At 70.9% G+C, this 16,435-nt stretch carries 13 protein-coding genes and 1 pseudogene; 7 read left to right on the forward strand and 7 right to left on the reverse strand.

Going from position 1 to position 16,435, the window contains the following annotated elements:
* Positions 1-100 (forward strand): annotated as a pseudogene (locus ABT232_RS30820) (IS481 family transposase); the annotation flags it as partial.
* 172 nt (positions 101-272) lie between these two features.
* On the opposite strand, the gene ABT232_RS30825 reads toward ABT232_RS30820, so the two are convergent.
* Both ABT232_RS30825 and ABT232_RS30830 read right to left on the reverse strand, forming a co-directional pair.
* Complete coding sequence (locus tag ABT232_RS30825) at positions 273-830, reverse strand: GNAT family N-acetyltransferase (protein ID WP_351845899.1); 558 nt, start codon at positions 828-830, stop codon at positions 273-275.
* Positions 831-919: 89 nt separating this feature from the next.
* Entirely contained in the window at positions 920-1,648 is a 729-nt protein-coding gene (locus ABT232_RS30830; protein ID WP_351845902.1) for a hypothetical protein, read from the reverse strand.
* A gap of 115 nt (positions 1,649-1,763) precedes the next feature.
* On the opposite strand from ABT232_RS30830, the gene ABT232_RS30835 reads away from it, so the two are divergent.
* From ABT232_RS30835 to katG, 3 genes are all read left to right on the forward strand, one after another.
* On the forward strand, positions 1,764-3,824 hold the full coding sequence (locus ABT232_RS30835; RefSeq protein ID WP_351845904.1) for a galactose-binding domain-containing protein: 2,061 nt from the start codon (positions 1,764-1,766) through the stop codon (positions 3,822-3,824).
* 125 nt (positions 3,825-3,949) lie between these two features.
* The gene (locus ABT232_RS30840) at positions 3,950-4,384 is read left to right on the forward strand and encodes a Fur family transcriptional regulator (RefSeq protein ID WP_351845906.1); all 435 of its coding nucleotides are present in this window, start codon (positions 3,950-3,952) and stop codon (positions 4,382-4,384) included.
* 62 nt (positions 4,385-4,446) lie between these two features.
* Positions 4,447-6,663, forward strand: a complete 2,217-nt coding sequence (katG, locus tag ABT232_RS30845) for a catalase/peroxidase HPI (protein ID WP_351845909.1) — start codon at positions 4,447-4,449, stop codon at positions 6,661-6,663.
* A 49-nt stretch (positions 6,664-6,712) separates the two neighbouring features.
* Here the strand turns inward: katG and ABT232_RS30850 are convergent, their stop codons facing one another.
* A complete protein-coding gene (locus tag ABT232_RS30850; RefSeq protein WP_351845912.1) occupies positions 6,713-7,354 on the reverse strand; it encodes a LysE family translocator in 642 nt (213 codons plus the stop codon).
* Positions 7,355-7,602: 248 nt separating this feature from the next.
* Between ABT232_RS30850 and ABT232_RS30855 the strand changes: the two genes are divergently transcribed.
* Positions 7,603-8,004: an SseB family protein gene (locus ABT232_RS30855; protein WP_351845915.1), complete on the forward strand. Its 402-nt coding sequence runs from the start codon at positions 7,603-7,605 to the stop codon at positions 8,002-8,004.
* Positions 8,005-8,038: 34 nt separating this feature from the next.
* On the opposite strand, the gene ABT232_RS30860 is transcribed toward ABT232_RS30855, so the two are convergent.
* Genes ABT232_RS30860 through ABT232_RS30875 form a run of 4 tightly spaced genes read right to left on the reverse strand, consistent with a single transcriptional unit; the run spans position 8,039 to position 12,211 of the window.
* Positions 8,039-9,070, reverse strand: a complete 1,032-nt coding sequence (locus tag ABT232_RS30860; RefSeq protein ID WP_351845918.1) for a LacI family DNA-binding transcriptional regulator — start codon at positions 9,068-9,070, stop codon at positions 8,039-8,041.
* The gene (locus ABT232_RS30865) at positions 9,067-9,972 is read right to left on the reverse strand and encodes a carbohydrate ABC transporter permease (protein WP_351845921.1); all 906 of its coding nucleotides are present in this window, start codon (positions 9,970-9,972) and stop codon (positions 9,067-9,069) included. Before ABT232_RS30865 ends, ABT232_RS30860 begins: the two co-directional genes overlap by 4 nt.
* On the reverse strand, positions 9,969-10,895 hold the full coding sequence (locus ABT232_RS30870) for a carbohydrate ABC transporter permease (RefSeq protein ID WP_351845923.1): 927 nt from the start codon (positions 10,893-10,895) through the stop codon (positions 9,969-9,971). The genes ABT232_RS30865 and ABT232_RS30870 overlap by 4 nt, the downstream gene beginning before the upstream one ends.
* Positions 10,892-12,211, reverse strand: coding sequence for an ABC transporter substrate-binding protein (locus ABT232_RS30875; protein ID WP_351845926.1), 1,320 nt, complete (start codon positions 12,209-12,211; stop codon positions 10,892-10,894). Before ABT232_RS30875 ends, ABT232_RS30870 begins: the two co-directional genes overlap by 4 nt.
* A gap of 182 nt (positions 12,212-12,393) precedes the next feature.
* On the opposite strand from ABT232_RS30875, the gene ABT232_RS30880 reads away from it, so the two are divergent.
* Together ABT232_RS30880 and ABT232_RS30885 are read left to right on the forward strand one after the other, a co-directional pair.
* Entirely contained in the window at positions 12,394-14,415 is a 2,022-nt protein-coding gene (locus ABT232_RS30880; protein ID WP_351845928.1) for a beta-galactosidase, read from the forward strand.
* Positions 14,416-14,649: 234 nt separating this feature from the next.
* A complete protein-coding gene (locus ABT232_RS30885) occupies positions 14,650-16,209 on the forward strand; it encodes a glycoside hydrolase family 53 protein (RefSeq protein WP_351845930.1) in 1,560 nt (519 codons plus the stop codon).
* Positions 16,210-16,435: the final 226 nt, after the last annotated feature.

Raw genomic sequence — 16,435 nt, forward strand, 5'->3', positions numbered from 1 at the left:
AGACTTCCTGCACACCTACAACCACCACCGCTGCCACACCGCACTCGGCGGCCAGCCACCCATCACCCGCGTGAACAACCCTGCGGGTCAATACAACTAGGGCCTGCCTGACAATTCCCGCCTGCTCCGCGGTGCCTGGCACGCGCGCTCGCCGCGTTGCCGAATCACCCACGTGGCTCCGCCACGAGGGTGCTCCGGCGCCTTGCGATCGCACGCACCAGGCGCCGCGGAGCCCGCCCTCCGGGCGGACGACGGGAATTGTCAGACAGGCCCTAGGCCTGCCTGGCGGCCCGCCACTCCGGCGCGAGGATCGACCAGACCTCGATGTCGTACCGCTGGCCCCGGTACAGGAAGTACTCCCGCAGGACGCCCTCGCGCGTCATCCCCAGCCGCCGGGCCACCGCGATGCTGGCCTCGTTCCCCGACGCGGCCAGCCACTCCACGCGGTGGATGCCCCGCTCCTCGACGGCCCAGTCGACGATGACGCGGACGGCGCGGGTCACCAGGCCCTTGCCCACCGCCGACGGCTCCAGCCAGCAGCCGGCCTCGGCGGTGCCCTGCGCGACGTCCATCGTCCGGAAGAGGACACCGCCGACCAGCTCGCCGTCCACCCAGATGCCGAAGACGCGGCCGGTGTCGGCCGCCGCCTTCTCCGCGTAGGCCTGGAGGAACGCGCGGCTCGACTCCAGATCGCTGACCGCGTCGGCCAGCCCGATGAACCGCCCGACGAACTCCCGCCCCCGGTCCATGTGCGCCAGGAACTCCTCGGCCCGCCAGGGCTCCAACGGCCGCAGCTCCGCAGCGTCGTCGCCCAGCGATATCGCGTACATCGTCATCCTCCTGTTGGCCGGGACCGGCGGGAAAGCGGGAGTGATCGTCTCACGGCACCCACCGAGGGACGAGGCGATATTCCCGCCCCTCAGCTCACCGGGTCCCCCGCCGCCACCGGGAACGCCTCCAGCTCCGGCGAGGCCAGCAGTTCGGCGATCAGGGACTGCGGACCGCCGACGTAGGTGCTCACCAGGTCCACGTCGCCGCCCACGCACCAGGCGCGGTCCTCGGGCCACCACAGGTCCGGCAGCTCGGCGAACTCGTCCATGGAGACGGGGGAGACCGCGTCGGCCAGCGTGCCGGTGAGCAGGATCTCGTCACGGCCGGGCGTCTCGAAGGACGGCAGCGCGTCGAAGTCCCAGGTTCCGTAGCCGCTCCACAGGCCGAACCAGCAGCGGTCCGGGGTGCGGGTGTGCCGGGCGAGGACGGGGAGGAGGGCGCGGGCGACCTCGGGCGGGGTCGGGCCCTCGGCGGGGTGCTCGTCCCACACGCCGGGCAGGCCGTACTCGGAGGCGTTCTGGTAGTACACGTCCATGCCGGTGAGCCGGTGCCAGCGGGTGCCCGGCGCGAGCGGGCGGCCGTACGCGGCGGCCACCGTCGCCCAGCGCACCGGCCGCTCGTCCAGCGACGCGGGATGCAGTACGCGGACGTAGGCCGGGAATCCGGGTGCGGCCACCCCGGCGACCGTCCCGAAGTCGCCGTGGCCCAGGGAGCGTTCGGTGAGCCATCGGGCGGGTCCGAGGTCGTCGGTCCGCACGCGCAGACGCCCGTACCACTCCGGGGCGGGGTCCCGGTGCACCGGGCGGTAGTCGTTCACACCGGACAGTGTGACCGGCCGCGCACCTTGACTCTTCATGGACCCCTGACGACACTGGCGAGTAACTTGCGCCGGACATGACAAGGTGCCGGGCATCGAGGGACGAGGGCAGACCATGACCCGACGCTCGCACCATTCGCGCAAGCACCTCACCGTCGTCTCGCTGCTGCTCCTGGTGCTGGCCATGACCCTCGGCCCCGCGCCGAGCTCCGCCGCCGGCACCGACTGGTGGAACCCGACCGCACGGCCGGCCCCGGACTCCGGGATCGGCGTCACCGGCGAGCCCTTCACCGGCACGAACGCCCGCGGCGAGGTGCGCGGGTTCGTCGACGCGCACAACCACCTGTTCTCCAACGAGGCCTTCGGCGGCCGCCTCATCTGCGGCAGGCCCTTCTCCGAGGCGGGCATCGCCGACGCCCTCAAGGACTGCCCCGAGCACTACCCCGACGGCTCCCTCGCCGTCTTCGACTTCATCACGGGCGGCGGCGACGGCAAGCACGACCCGGTCGGCTGGCCCACCTTCAAGGACTGGCCCGCCCACGACTCGCTGACCCACCAGCAGAACTACTACGCCTGGGTGGAGCGCGCCTGGCGCGGCGGCCAGCGGGTGCTCGTCAACGACCTCGTCACCAACGGCGTGATCTGCTCGGTCTACTTCTTCAAGGACCGCGGCTGCGACGAGATGACGTCGATCCGCCTCCAGGCCAAGCTGACCTACGACCTCCAGGCGTACGTCGACCGGATGTACGGCGGTCCCGGCAAGGGCTGGTTCCGCGTCGTCACCGACAGCGCGCAGGCCCGCGACGTCGTCGAACAGGGCAAGCTGGCCGTGATCCTGGGCGTCGAGACCTCCGAACCCTTCGGCTGCAAGCAGATCCTGGACATCGCGCAGTGCGGCAAGGAGGACATCGACAAGGGCCTGGACGAGCTGTACGCGCTCGGCGTGCGCAGCATGTTCCTCTGCCACAAGTTCGACAACGCGCTGTGCGGCGTCCGCTTCGACTCGGGCACCCTCGGCACCGCCATCAACGTCGGACAGTTCCTGTCCACCGGCACCTTCTGGAAGACCGAGAAGTGCGCCGGACCGCAGGCCGACAACCCCATCGGCCTCGCCGCCGCCCCCGCGGCCGAGAAACGGCTCCCGGAGGGCGTCGCGGTCCCCGCCTACGACACGGACGCCCGGTGCAACACCCGCGGGCTCACCGCGCTCGGCGAGTACGCGGTGCGCGGCATGATGCAGCGCAAGATGATGCTGGAGATCGACCACATGAGCGTCAAGGCCACCGGCCGGGTGCTCGACATCTTCGAGGCCGAGTCCTACCCCGGCGTCCTCTCCTCGCACAGCTGGATGGACCTCGACTGGACCGAGCGGGTCTACGGTCTCGGCGGCTTCGTCGCCCAGTACATGCACGGCTCCGAGGGCTTCGGTGCCGAGGCGGAACGCACCGACGCGCTGCGCGACAAGTACGGCGTCGGCTACGGCTACGGCACCGACATGAACGGCGTCGGCGGCTGGCCCGCCCCGCGCGGCGCCGACGCCCCCGACCCGGTCCGCTACCCCTTCCGCAGCGTCGACGGCGGCTCCGTCATCGACCGCCAGACCACCGGCTCCCGCACCTGGGACCTGAACACCGACGGCGCCGCCCACTACGGCCTCGTCCCCGACTGGATCGAGGACATCCGGCTCCGCGCCGGCCAGGACGTGGTGGACGACCTCTTCCGCGGCGCCGAGTCCTACCTCGACACCTGGGGAGCCTCCGAACGGCACCGCGCGGAGACCGATCTCGCCGCGGGCGGCACGGCCACCGCCAGCTCCGCCGAGTGGTGGAACCCCTTCACCAGCCACGCCCCGGGCCGGGCCGTGGACGGCGACCGGGACACCCGCTGGGCCAGCGAGTGGAGCGACGCCCAGTGGCTGCGCGTCGACCTGGGCGCCACCCACCTCGTCGGCCGCGTCACCCTCGACTGGGAACGCGCGTACGGCAAGGCGTACCGCATCGAGCTGTCCACCGACGGCACCACCTGGCGGACCGTCTGGTCCACCACGGCCGGCGACGGCGGTCTGGACACCGCGCGGTTCACCCGTACGCCCGCCCGACACGTCCGGGTCGTCGGCGTGGAGCGCGGCACCGGCTGGGGTTATTCGCTCCACGAGGTGAGCGTCCACAGCGGCTGACGGCCGCCCTCCGAGGCGCGGCTCGGGCGCGTCACTCCCGCGCCGCGCAGCCCACCCCGCACGGCCATCCAACTTGAAGAGTTTGTTTTCTTTAATTGTTCGTGTTTACCCGCTAGGTTTGCCCCATGACCGCATCCGGGACCCCGAGCGCCGCCGACGAACTGCGCGGCGCCGGCCTGCGGGTGACGGCCGCGCGCGTCGCGATGCTCGACACCGTGCGCAGCGGTGACCACCTCGGTGTCGAGGCCATCGCCGAGGGAGTGCGCGAGCGCGTGGGCCACGTCTCCCTCCAGGCCGTGTACGAGGCGCTGCACGCGCTCGCCGCGGCGGGACTCGTCCGCCGCCTCGAACCCCCCGGCAGCCCGACCCTCTACGAGGGGCGCGTCGGGGACAACCACCATCACCTCGTGTGCCGCTCGTGCGGCGTCGTCGCCGACGTCGACTGCGCGGTGGGTCATGCCCCCTGCCTGACCGCTTCCGACGACCACGGCTTCGCCGTCGACGAGGCCGAGGTCATCTACTGGGGCCTGTGTCCCGACTGTTCCACCAGCAGTTCCTGAGCACGCAGTTCCTGAGCACGCAGTTCCTGAGCACTGTGATCCACTAGTTCGGAAGGTTTCCCATGGCTGAGAACCCCGATGCGATCGTCACCGACCCCAAGGCCGAGAGCACCGGAGGCTGCCCGGTCGCGCACGGGCGCGCCCTGCACCCCACCCAGGGCGGCGGCAACCGCCAGTGGTGGCCGGAGCGGCTCAATGTGAAGATCCTCGCCAAGAACCCCGCCGTGGCGAACCCGCTCGGTGCGGACTTCGACTACGCCGAGGCCTTCAAGAGCCTCGATCTCCCGGCCGTGAAACGGGACATCGCCGAGGTGCTCACCACCTCCCAGGACTGGTGGCCCGCCGACTTCGGCCACTACGGTCCGCTCATCATCCGGATGGCCTGGCACAGCGCCGGCACCTACCGGATCAGCGACGGCCGCGGTGGCGCCGGCGCCGGCCAGCAGCGCTTCGCCCCGCTGAACAGCTGGCCGGACAACGCCAACCTGGACAAGGCCCGCCGCCTGCTGTGGCCGGTGAAGAAGAAGTACGGCCAGAGCCTGTCCTGGGCCGACCTGATGATCCTCGCCGGCAACGTCGCCCTGGAGACCATGGGCTTCGAGACCTTCGGCTTCGCCGGTGGCCGCGAGGACGTCTGGGAGCCGGAGGAGGACGTCTACTGGGGTCCCGAGACCACCTGGCTCGACGACAAGCGCTACTCCGGCGACCGCGAGCTGGAGAGCCCGCTCGGCGCGGTCCAGATGGGCCTGATCTACGTCAACCCCGAGGGCCCCAACGGCAACCCGGACCCGCTGGCCGCCGCCCGCGACATCCGTGAGACGTTCCGCCGCATGGCGATGAACGACGAGGAGACCGTCGCGCTCATCGCCGGCGGCCACACCTTCGGCAAGACCCACGGCGCCGGCCCGGCCGACCACGTCGGCAACGACCCCGAGGCCGCCTCCCTGGAGGAGCAGGGCCTCGGCTGGAAGAGCACCTACGGCACCGGCAAGGGCGGCGACACCATCACCTCCGGCCTGGAGGTGACCTGGACCAGCACGCCCACGCAGTGGAGCAACGGCTTCTTCAAGAACCTGTTCGAGTTCGAGTACGAGCTGACCGAGTCCCCGGCCGGCGCCAAGCAGTGGGTCGCCAAGGACGCCGAGGCGATCATCCCGGACGCGCACGACCCGTCGAAGAAGCACCGGCCGACGATGCTCACCACCGACCTGTCGCTGCGCTTCGACCCGGTCTACGAGCAGATCTCCCGCCGCTTCTACGAGAACCCGGACCAGTTCGCGGACGCCTTCGCGCGCGCCTGGTACAAGCTGACCCACCGCGACATGGGCCCGAAGTCGCTGTACCTCGGCCCGGAGGTCCCGGAGGAGACCCTGCTGTGGCAGGACCCGCTGCCGGAGGCCGAGGGCGAGGTCATCGGCGCCGCGGACGTCGCGGCGCTCAAGGCCAAGCTGCTCGACTCGGGCCTGACCGTGGCGCAGCTGGTCAGCACCGCCTGGGCGTCGGCCTCGACGTTCCGCGGCAGCGACAAGCGCGGCGGCGCCAACGGCGCCCGGATCCGCCTGGAGCCGCAGCGCGGCTGGGAGGTCAACGACCCCGACGAGCTCGCCGTCGTCCTGCGCACCCTGGAGAGCATCCAGCAGGAGTACAACACCGGCGCCAAGAAGGTGTCCCTCGCCGACCTGATCGTCCTCGGCGGCTCCGCCGCGGTCGAGAAGGCCGCCAAGGACGCCGGCTTCGACATCGAGGTGCCCTTCACCCCCGGCCGCGTCGACGCGACCGAGGAGCACACCGACGTGGAGTCCTTCGCCGCGCTGGAGCCGACCGCCGACGGCTTCCGCAACTACCTCGGCAAGGGCAACCGCCTGCCGGCCGAGTTCCTGCTGCTCGACCGGGCGAACCTGCTCACCCTGAGCGCCCCCGAGCTGACGGTGCTCGTCGGTGGTCTGCGGGTGCTCGGCGCCAACCACCAGGGCTCGCAGCTGGGTGTCTTCACCACGACCCCGGGCGCGCTGACCAACGACTTCTTCGCCAACCTGCTCGACCTGGGCACGACCTGGAAGTCGACCTCCGAGGACCAGACCACCTTCGAGGGCCGCGACGCCGTCACCGGTGAGCTGAAGTGGGCCGGCACCCGTGCCGACCTGGTCTTCGGTTCGAACTCCGAGCTGCGCGCGCTGGCCGAGGTGTACGCGAGCGACGACGCGAAGGAGAAGTTCGTCAACGACTTCGTCGCGGCGTGGGTCAAGGTCATGGAGCTGGACCGCTTCGACCTGGTCTGATCCCGGTCCGTCCCGGGGCCGCCGTCACCTCGGCGGCCCCGGGACGGGGTCAGTCCTCGCGTCCCGTGACCGCCACGGTCACACCCAGCCCCACCATCGTCAGACCCCCCACACCGCCGACCAGCGAGAGCCGGCGGGGCGAGCGGGCGAACCAGTCGCGGGCCGTGGCCGCGGCCAGACCCCAGACGCTGTCGCAGGCCAGCGCGATGACGTTGAAGACCAGACCGAGCAGCAGCATCTGGGCCACCACGTGCCCGGCGCCGCGATCGACGAACTGGGGCAGCACCGCGGCGAAGAACACCATCGTCTTCGGATTGGCGACGCCGACCGCGAACCCGTCCCACAGCGTCCGCAGCCCGCTCCCACCGGCGGCCGTCTCCCCGGTGAACGAGTCCCGCAGCGCGCCCCGCCGCCGCCACGCCTTCACACCGAGGTGGATCAGATAGGCGGCCCCCGCGAGCTTCAGCGCCGTGAACACCACCACCGAGCGCTCGACGACCGTGCCGACCCCCAGGGCCACCGCCACCACCAGCACATACGCGCCGAGCGTGTTCCCCGCGACGGTGGTCAGCGCGGCCCGCCGCCCCTGCGCCAGCGCCCGCCCGACGACGAACAGGACACTCGGCCCGGGTATCACGATCAGCAGAAACGACAGGGCCACGAAGGCCCCGAGACGGTCCAGGGAAGTCATGCGCGCCATGGAAGCACGGGCGCACGAAGACGGTCAGCGGGTTTTTCCCGCGCGGCACCGGCGCCGGACGGGAGGCGCACGGGTGGCATGCGCGGACGGGCGTACGTACGGATGGGGCGTACGGGCTTTCCGCAGGCGGCCGTGGCGAGGGTGAATGGTCTCGCCGGCTTCGGGTACGCGAGGAGCACCGCCCCCGTCCGATCTTGGCCCGGGCGCGCCGTACGACCGCAGCTACCTGGGGACCCGCCATGGACGACACACCCGCCGAGAACGGCACCAACCCCGCCCAGCGGGCGCTCGACGCGCTCGCCCTGGACACCGAGAACACCGCCGCGCTGGACACGCTCGCCCACAGCGATGTGCTGATCCCGGTGCCGGACGATGTCTCCGAGGAGGACGCGACCGACCCCTCCGCCGTGGCGCTGCCGGTGCTGGAGCAGCCGGACGGCGTTCCGGTGGTGCCCGTCTTCACCTCCGAGCTGGAGATGGCGGGGCTGCTGCCGTTCGTCTCCCGCTACCGCCTGGTCCCGCTGAACGCGCTGGCCGCCCAGTGGCCCTCCGAGGACCTGTCCCTCACCATCGACGCCAGCTCCGCCCACGGGCTGACCCTCACCTCGGACGGAGTGCGCACCCTGCTGGCCCGCCCCTGAGCCCGCGACCACCGCGGCCGGGGCCTGACCAGCGTCACGTCGACCGGCGTCTGACCAGCTCGGTCGGCAGGATCACCGCCGCCGGGTCCTCGCCGCCGATCTGGGCGAGCAGCACCCGCACCATCTCGGCGCTGATCCGGTCCCAGGGCTGCCGTATGGTCGTCAGCTCGGGGCTGGCGGCGACCGCGGCGGGGGAGTCGTCGAAGCCGCCGACGGCGACGTCCTCCGGGACGCGCCGCCCGGCCCGCTGGAGCGCGGTGAGCACGCCCTGGGCCATCAGGTCGGAGGCGACGAACACCGCGTCCATGTCGGGGGCCTGCGCGAGCAGCCGCTCGGCGCCCGCCTCGCCGCTGGCCCGGCTGTAGTCGCCGGAGACGACGAGCCGGTCGTCGACCGGGATGCCCTCCTCGGCCAGCACCTCCTTGTAGCCGGCCAGCCGCTCCACGCCACCGGGCGTGTCGAGCGGGCCGGTCACCACGCCGACACGGCGGCGGCCGAGCGAGAGCAGATGCCGGACCATGTCGCGGGCGCCGTCCCGGTCGTCGGCGGCGACATAACTGACCTTGGAGCCGAGGCCGATCGGCTTGCCGCAGGCCACCAGCGGGACACCGGCCTCGCGCAGCTCCTGGGCGACCGGGTCGCCGGAGTGGCTGGAGACCAGCAGCACCCCGTCGACGTGTCCGGCGGTGATGTACCGCGTGATGCGGCGCCGTTCGTCCTGGGTGCCCGCCAGCATCAGCAGCAGCGGGATGTCGTGCGCGGCCAGCGCCTGGGTGCAGCCGCGCAGCAGGACGTTGAAGTTGGGGTCCTCGAAGAACCGCTCCTGAGGCTCGGTCAGCAGGAAGCCGACGGAGTCCGAGCGGCCGGTGATCAGGGAGCGCGCGTGCCGGTTCACGACGTAACCGGTCTTGCGGATGGCGGCGTCGACGGCCTCCTGCGCGGCGGGACTGACGTAGTGCCCGCCGTTGAGCACGCGTGAGACGGTGCCGCGCGAGACCCCCGCCTCGCGCGCCACGTCGTGGATCGTCGGCGGCTTGCGCCTGCCCCCCGTATGGCTCATGGTCATGACTTTACGGCCCCGGACAGCAGATCCAGGCTCCAGAAGCGCTGGATGACCAGGAACAGCGCGACCAGCGGGATGACCGCGAGGAACGCGCCGGTGATCACCAGGGTGTACAGCGCCGGGGTGTTCGCGCCCTGCTCCAGGAGCGTGTACAGACCGAGCGTGATCGGGAACTTCTCGTCGTCGCTCAGCATGATGTACGGCAGCAGGAAGTTGTTCCAGACGGCGACGAACTGGAAGAGGAAGACCGTCACCAGTCCGGGCACCATCATCGGCAGCGCGATCCTGGTGTAGATCCGCCACTCGCTCGCACCGTCCATCCGTCCGGCCTCCACCACGTCCGCGGGCACGGCGGCGGCCGCGTAGATACGGGAGAGGTAGACGCCGTACGGCGACAGGATCTGCGGCAGCAGCACCGACAGGTAGGAGTCCGTGAGGTCGGCCTCGGCGAGCAGCAGGTACTGCGGGATCGCCAGGATCACCGGAGGCATCAGCACGCCGGCGAGCAGCACGTTGAACATGGTCTCGCGGCCGCGGAAGCGGTAGATCGCGAGGGCGTAGCCGGCGAAGGACGACACCGCCGTGGAGAGCAGGGCGCCCAGGACCGCGTAGAGGGCGGAGTTGCCCATCCACTGCCAGTACACGCCGTCGCGGTAGGCGCTCAGGTCCGAGAGGTTCTCGGCGAAGCCGGTGCCCGGCAGGAAGGTGAAGGTGGAGAACAGCTCGCTGCCGGACTTGGTGGAGGCGATCACCACCCACGCGACGGGCAGCAGGCAGTACAGCGCGCCGAGCAGCAGCGTCACGGTCGGGACCAGTGCGATCCGGCGGCGCAGCGGCGGGCCCTGGGCGGTGCCGGGGGTGGTGCCCGCGGCTGGGTCGGCCTTGCGGATGGCGAGCGAGCTCATCGCGCCCCCTCCTGCTTCTGACGACGGTTCGCGGCCCGCAGGAAGCCGAAGGACAGCAGCAGCGTGGCCAGGGCGATGATCGTCGCCTGGGCGGCCGCCGCGTAGATGTCACCCTTGCCGAAGGCGTCCTGGTACACCTTCATCAGCGGACTCCAGGTCGTGGACACGGAGTTGGTGAGGGGTTTGAGGGTGGTCGGCTCGTTGAACACCTGGAGCGTCGCGATGATCGAGAAGAAGAAGGTGAGCACCAGCGAGGGCGCCACCATCGGGATCTTGATGCGCAGCGCGATCTGGAGCGGGGTGGCGCCGTCCAGCTTGGCCGCCTCGTACACCTCGGCCGGGATGGACTGGAGCGAGGTGTAGATGACGATCATGTTGAAGCCGGTGCCGCCCCAGACCGCGATGTTCGACAGGGCCAGATAGAGCGGCCCGCCGTCCAGCAGGTCCGGTTGCGGCAGGCCCAGCCGGTCGAGCACGAAGTAGAACGGGCTGACGTCCGGCAGGTACAGGAAGCCCCACAGCAGCGCGGCGACCACACCGGGGATGGCGTACGGGAGGAAGATCGCCAGCCGGGTGAACGGGGCGAGCCGCACCTTGTCGGAGTCGAGCATCAGCGCGAACAGCAGGGCGAGGCCGAGCATCACCGGGACGACGATGCAGCCGTAGCCGAGGACGCGGAGCGCGCCGTCCAGCAGTTCGCTGTCGGTCAGGGCGCCGGTGTAGTTCTCCAGGCCGGCCCAGACCTCGCTGCGGGCGCCGGAGCCCAGGCCGAGGCCCGAGACCTTCACCTTGCGGAAGCTGAGCCAGACCGCGTAGCCGATGGGCAGTGCGAAGAAGAGGGCGAAGAGGATCGCCGCGGGGAGGAGGAAACCGTACGGGGCCCCCTTGACCCCGTACGGTTTCCGGCGTGCCGTGCTTGTCACTGAGCGACCTCGAAGCCCTGCTTCTCCATGTCGGCGACGGTGGCGTCCTGCATGCTCTCCAGGGCGGCGACGAAGTCCGACTTGTTCTTGGCGGCGGCGCCGAAGGCGTCCTTGAACGTGGTGTAGGCGACGTTCACGTTCGGGCCCCACGCGGACGGCGCGGTGGTCTGCGCGATCTCGGCGGCCCGGGTGTAGAAGTCGGGCTGGTTGGAGAAGTACTCCGGCGACTCGGTGAAGGCGCCGCTGAGCTGGGCGGCGGTGGAGGCCGGGTAGATGCCGCTCTCCTTGGCCAGCGCGTTCAGCGCGTCGCCGTCGGTGTTCAGCCAGGCGGCGAACTTCGCGGCGGCCTCCTTGTGCTGGGAGTCGGTGGTGACACCGGTGGAGGAGCCGCCCCAACTGCCGGTGACGTTCTCGCCGCCGGACCACTGGGGCAGCGGGGCCATGGCCCACTTGCCCTTGGTGTCGGGCGCGGCGGTGGTCAGGGTGCCGGGGGCCCAGACGGCACTGACCCAGGCGATCTGCTTTCCGGTGTTGAGCGCCTTGTTCCAGGCCGGGGTGTACATCGGCTGGTTGTCGACGGCGCCCTCCTTCACGAGGCCGCCCCAGAACTTCGCGACCTTCTGGGTGGCGGCGTCGTCGATGCCGACCTTCCACTGCTCGCCCTGGGTGGTCCACCACTTGGCGCCGGCCTGCTGGGCGAGGCCCGCGAAGAGGCCGGAGTCGTTGGCGGAGAAGGTGGTGAGGTCCTTGTCCGGGGCCTTCTTCTTCAGCGCGCGGGCGGTCTCGGCGAACTGCTCCCAGGTGGTCGGGACCTTCAGTCCGTACTCCTTGAACAGGTCCTCGCGGTAGTAGAACATCATCGGGCCGATGTCCTGCGGCACCGCGTAGACCGCGTCCGTGCCCAGCGTGGTCTGCTGCCAGACGCCCTCGGCGAACTTCTCCTTCGCGTCACCGACCTCGCCCGATATGTCGGCGAGCGCGTCATTGCTGACCAGCGTGGGCAGCGCCTGGTACTCGGCCTGCACCAGGTCGGGCGCCTTGCCGGCCTTGTGCGCGGTGAGGATCTTGGTGACGAGCGTGTCGCCGGACGCCTGCTTCTTCACCGTGACGGTGATCTGGTCCTTCTTGCCCGGGCCCTTGTTCCACAGGTCGACGACCTTGTCCATGCCGGGCGTCCAGGTCCAGTACGTGAGCGAGACGGGACCCGACTGGGTCTCGCTGTCGCCCTCGTCCGAGCCGCACGCGGCGAGGGCGGTGGTGCCGAGCGCGACGGCGACGGCGGTGGCCACCAGGCGACGGCGCTTGGTGTTCGGCATGGATATCTCCCCTGACCTGGGTCCCCGCCTGTCGCGAGAACCTGCCATGCTTCTGTGAGCGTTCACAGTAGAGAAACATCCCGGACACTTGTCAATGGTTGTTGCTGTGCGGTTATGTTGGGCTCACAGCACCGATCGTGTGTGTGCACGTTCCCAAATGATCGACATCCCGGGAGAGATCCATGCCGGAGACCAGCCCCAAGGGCCTCACCAGGCTCGCCTTCGGTGGGGACTACAACCCCGAACAGTGGCCGGAAAGCGTCTGGCAGGAGGACGTCCGGCTGATGCGCGAGGCCGGCGTCTCCATGGTGAGCGTCGGGATCTTCTCCTGGGCGCTGCTGGAGCCGGCGCCGGGCGAGTACGACTTCGGCTGGCTCGACCGGCTGCTCGACCTGCTGCACGACAACGGCGTCCGCGTCGACCTCGGCACCCCCACCGTCGTCCCCCCGGTCTGGTTCTACCGCGCCCATCCCGAGGCCCTGCCGGTCACCGCCGACGGCACCCGCTACGAGTTCGGCTCGCGCGGCGCCATCTGCCACAGCAACCCCGACTACCGGGCCGCCGCCGCGAACATCACCACCCGCCTCGCCGAGCGCTACGGCGACCACCCCGCGCTCGCCCTGTGGCACGTCCACAACGAGTACGGCGTGCCCGTCTCCGCCTGCTACTGCGACAACTGCGCCGCGCACTTCCGCCGCTGGCTGACCACCACCTACGGCACGGTCGAGGCGGTCAACGAGGCCTGGGGCACCGCCTTCTGGGGCCAGCGGTACACCGGCCTCGACCAGATCAACCCGCCGCGCGCCACGCCCACCGTCGGCAACCCCGGCCAGGCGCTGGACTACAAGCGGTTCGCCGACGCCACCATCCGCGAGAACTTCCGCAGGGAGCGGGACATCCTGCACCGCCTCTCACCCGGCGTCCCGGTGACCACCAACTTCATGACCGCGCTCAGCCAGTGCGACTCCCTCGACTACTGGGCCTGGGGCCGCGAGGTCGACCTCGTCACCAACGACCACTACCTGATCACCGACGGCCGCCGCACCCACGTCAACCTCGCGATGGCCGCCGACCTCACCCGCTCGGTCGCCGGCGGCGCCCCCTGGCTGCTCCTGGAGCACTCCACCTCCGGCGTCAACTGGCAGGCCCGCAACCCCGCCAAGGCCCCCGGCCAGATGGCCCGCAACTCGCTCGCCCATGTGGCGCGCGGCTCCGAGGGCGCCATGTTCTTCCAGTGGCGGCAGTCCCGGCGCGGCGCCGAGAAGTTCCACTCGGCGATGGTCCCGCACGGCGGCACCGACACCCGCGTCTGGCGAGAGGTGGTGGAACTCGGGGCCTCCTTGGAGTCGCTGGAGGAGATCCGCGGCACCCGCACCCGCGCCGACGTAGCCGTGCTGTGGGACTGGCACTCCTGGTGGGCGCAGAACCTGGACTGGCGGCCCAGCGAGGACCACGACGCCCGCGAACGCGCCGACGCCTTCTACGAGGCGCTCTACGACCGCCACCTCACGGTCGACTTCGCCCACCCGGAAGCCGACCTGTCGTCCTACCCCCTGGTCGTGGTTCCCGCGCTGTACCTGATGACCGAGGCGGCCGGACGCAACCTCCGGGCCTACGTCGAGAACGGCGGCACCCTGCTGGTGTCGTACTTCTCCGGCATCGTCGACGAGCACGACGCCGTCCACGAGGGCGCCTACCCGGGCGCGCTGCGCGACGTCCTCGGCCTGACCGTCGAGGAGTTCTCACCGCTGCTGAAGGGCGAGACGGTCCGCCTCACCGGCCCCGGCGGCGGCGAGCTGGCCGCCGACGTGTGGACGGAGTTCGTGGTGCCGCGCGGCGCCGAGACCGTGTGGACGTACGCCGAGGGACTCACCGCCGGCCGGCCCGCCGTCACCCGGCACCGCCTCCGCGAGGGCACCGCCTGGTACGTCTCCACCCGCCTCGGCGCCGAAGGCCTGGACGCGGTGCTCGCGCGGGCCGGCGAGGACGCGCGCCTCGCCCCGCGCGCCGACCTGCCCCGGGACGTCGAAGTGGTGCTGCGCACCGGCGGGTCGGGCCGCTACCTGTTCGCGATCAACCACACCGGCGCCGACGCCAAGGTGCCGCTGGAGACGCCCGGAACCGAACTGCTGACCGGCGAACGCGCCGCGGGCCGCCTGGAGGTGCCCGCCGGCTCCGTACGGGTCGTCCGGCTCGACGGCTGAGCCCGGCCGGCGATCGAACCGGCCGGCGATCGAACCGGCCGGCTACCGATCCGGTCTCACGGCCGATCCGGCCTCACGGCCGACCCGGCCCCCGCGGCCGAAACCGACTCCCCTCCGCCCGTGCGAGCCGCGAGAGCCGCGGGCGGAGGGGCCGCCTCCCTCGCCCCCGTGCGGAGCCTGCCCGAGGGCACGGAGGTCCCATCCCCCCTTACGTCGAAGGGACGACGGACGACGATGTTCCATCCCAGACGCACCCTCAGGGCCCTGCTGCTGCCGCTCACCGCGGGGCTCGCCCTCACCTTCCTGCCCGCGCAGACCGCCCAGGCGGCGAGCACCCTCACCAACGGCGGTTTCGAGACCGACGGCACCGGCGCGGCCACCCCGAGCGGCTGGTCCGAGTACGGCTCCACCGGCGCCTCCTTCGTCGAGGCCGGCGGCCACGGCGGCAGCTACCGGCTGAGCCACTGGGCGTCCACCGCCTACAAGGCGGAGACGTACCAGTACCTCTCCGGGCTGACCAACGGCAACTACACGCTGACCGCCTGGGTCCGCTCGGGCGGCGGCCAGAACTCCGCCTACATAGCCCTCAAGAACTGTGGCGGCACCGAACAGCGCACCGACCTGCCGGTCTCCGCGAGCGGCTGGATCCGGATCGTGGTGCCGGTCAAGGTCACCACCAACCAGTGCACCGTCAGCATCAACAGCGACGCCAACGCGGGCAACTGGATCAACGTCGACGACCTGACCTTCGCCCCGGGCACGACCGGCACCACGATCCACGGCGCCGATGTCTCCTCCTTCGTCAAGAGCGAGGCGCTGGGCGGCGTCTACCGGACCGCCTCCGGCACCCTCGCCGACCCGCTCGCCGTGATGAAGTCCGCCGGCATGAACTACGCGCGGCTGAAGGTCTGGGTGAACCCGGCCGACGGCTACAACAACAAGGCACGGGTCCTCGCCGCCGCCAAGCGCGTCAAGGCGCAGGGCATGAAGCTGCTCGTCGACTTCCACTACTCGGACACCTGGGCCGACCCGGGCGCCCAGTCCAAGCCGGTCGCCTGGGCGGGCCACTCCTACAGCCAGCTGAAGACGGACGTCTACAACCACACCTACGACGTGCTGAACGCGCTGAAGGCGCAGGGCACCACCGCCGACATGGTCCAGGTCGGCAACGAGATCAACGGTGGCATGCTGTGGAACGAGGGCTCCACCGGCAACTGGTCCCAGCTGGCCGGACTGCTCAACTCCGGCTACGACGCGGTCAAGGCGGTCAGCTCCTCCACCAAGGTGGCGCTGCACCTCGCCAAGGGCGGTGACCTGACCGGCACCCGCTGGTGGTTCGACTCGGCCGTCGCGAACGGCGTGAAGTTCGACGCCATCGGCCTGTCGTACTACGGGTACTGGCACGGCTCCCTGTACGACTTCCAGACCACCCTGGACGACGCGGCCACCCGCTACGCCAAGCCCGTCTTCGTCGCCGAGACGGCCTACCCCTTCCGGCTCGACAGCGAGGACACGCACGAGAACATCATCGACCTCTCCGGAGAACTGGTCTCCGGCTACCCGGCCACCACCGCCGGTCAGACCAGGTGGATGAACGACATCGCGAGCATCGTGGAGGCCGTCCCCAACGGCCGCGGGCTCGGCGTCTTCTACTGGGAGGCCACCTGGACCGCCGTGACCGGCAACGGCTGGGACCCCACCGACGCCGCCTCCGGCAACGGCTGGGAGAACCAGGCCCTGTTCGGCTACGACGACAGGGCACTGCCGGCGATGGCGTGGTTCAGCCACCGGTGAGCACGTCGACCGGCGTGCGCTGAACCGGTTCGGCCATCGCAGCCTTCCGGATCCGAGGGTCCGGCCGCGGGAGAACGCACCTCCGCGGCCGGACCCTCGGCCGTTCCCGCCCCCAGCGCTCGAAGAACCGTTCGATACCGGACAAGGGCCGCGGAGTCCGGGATACGACGTCTCACCCTCCGCCGCACCGGGAACACGGGCAGTGAGGAGCCCGACCGAGGGGAAC

Source organism: Streptomyces sp. NPDC001532 (genome assembly GCF_040298625.1).
Lineage (GTDB): Bacteria > Actinomycetota > Actinomycetes > Streptomycetales > Streptomycetaceae > Streptomyces.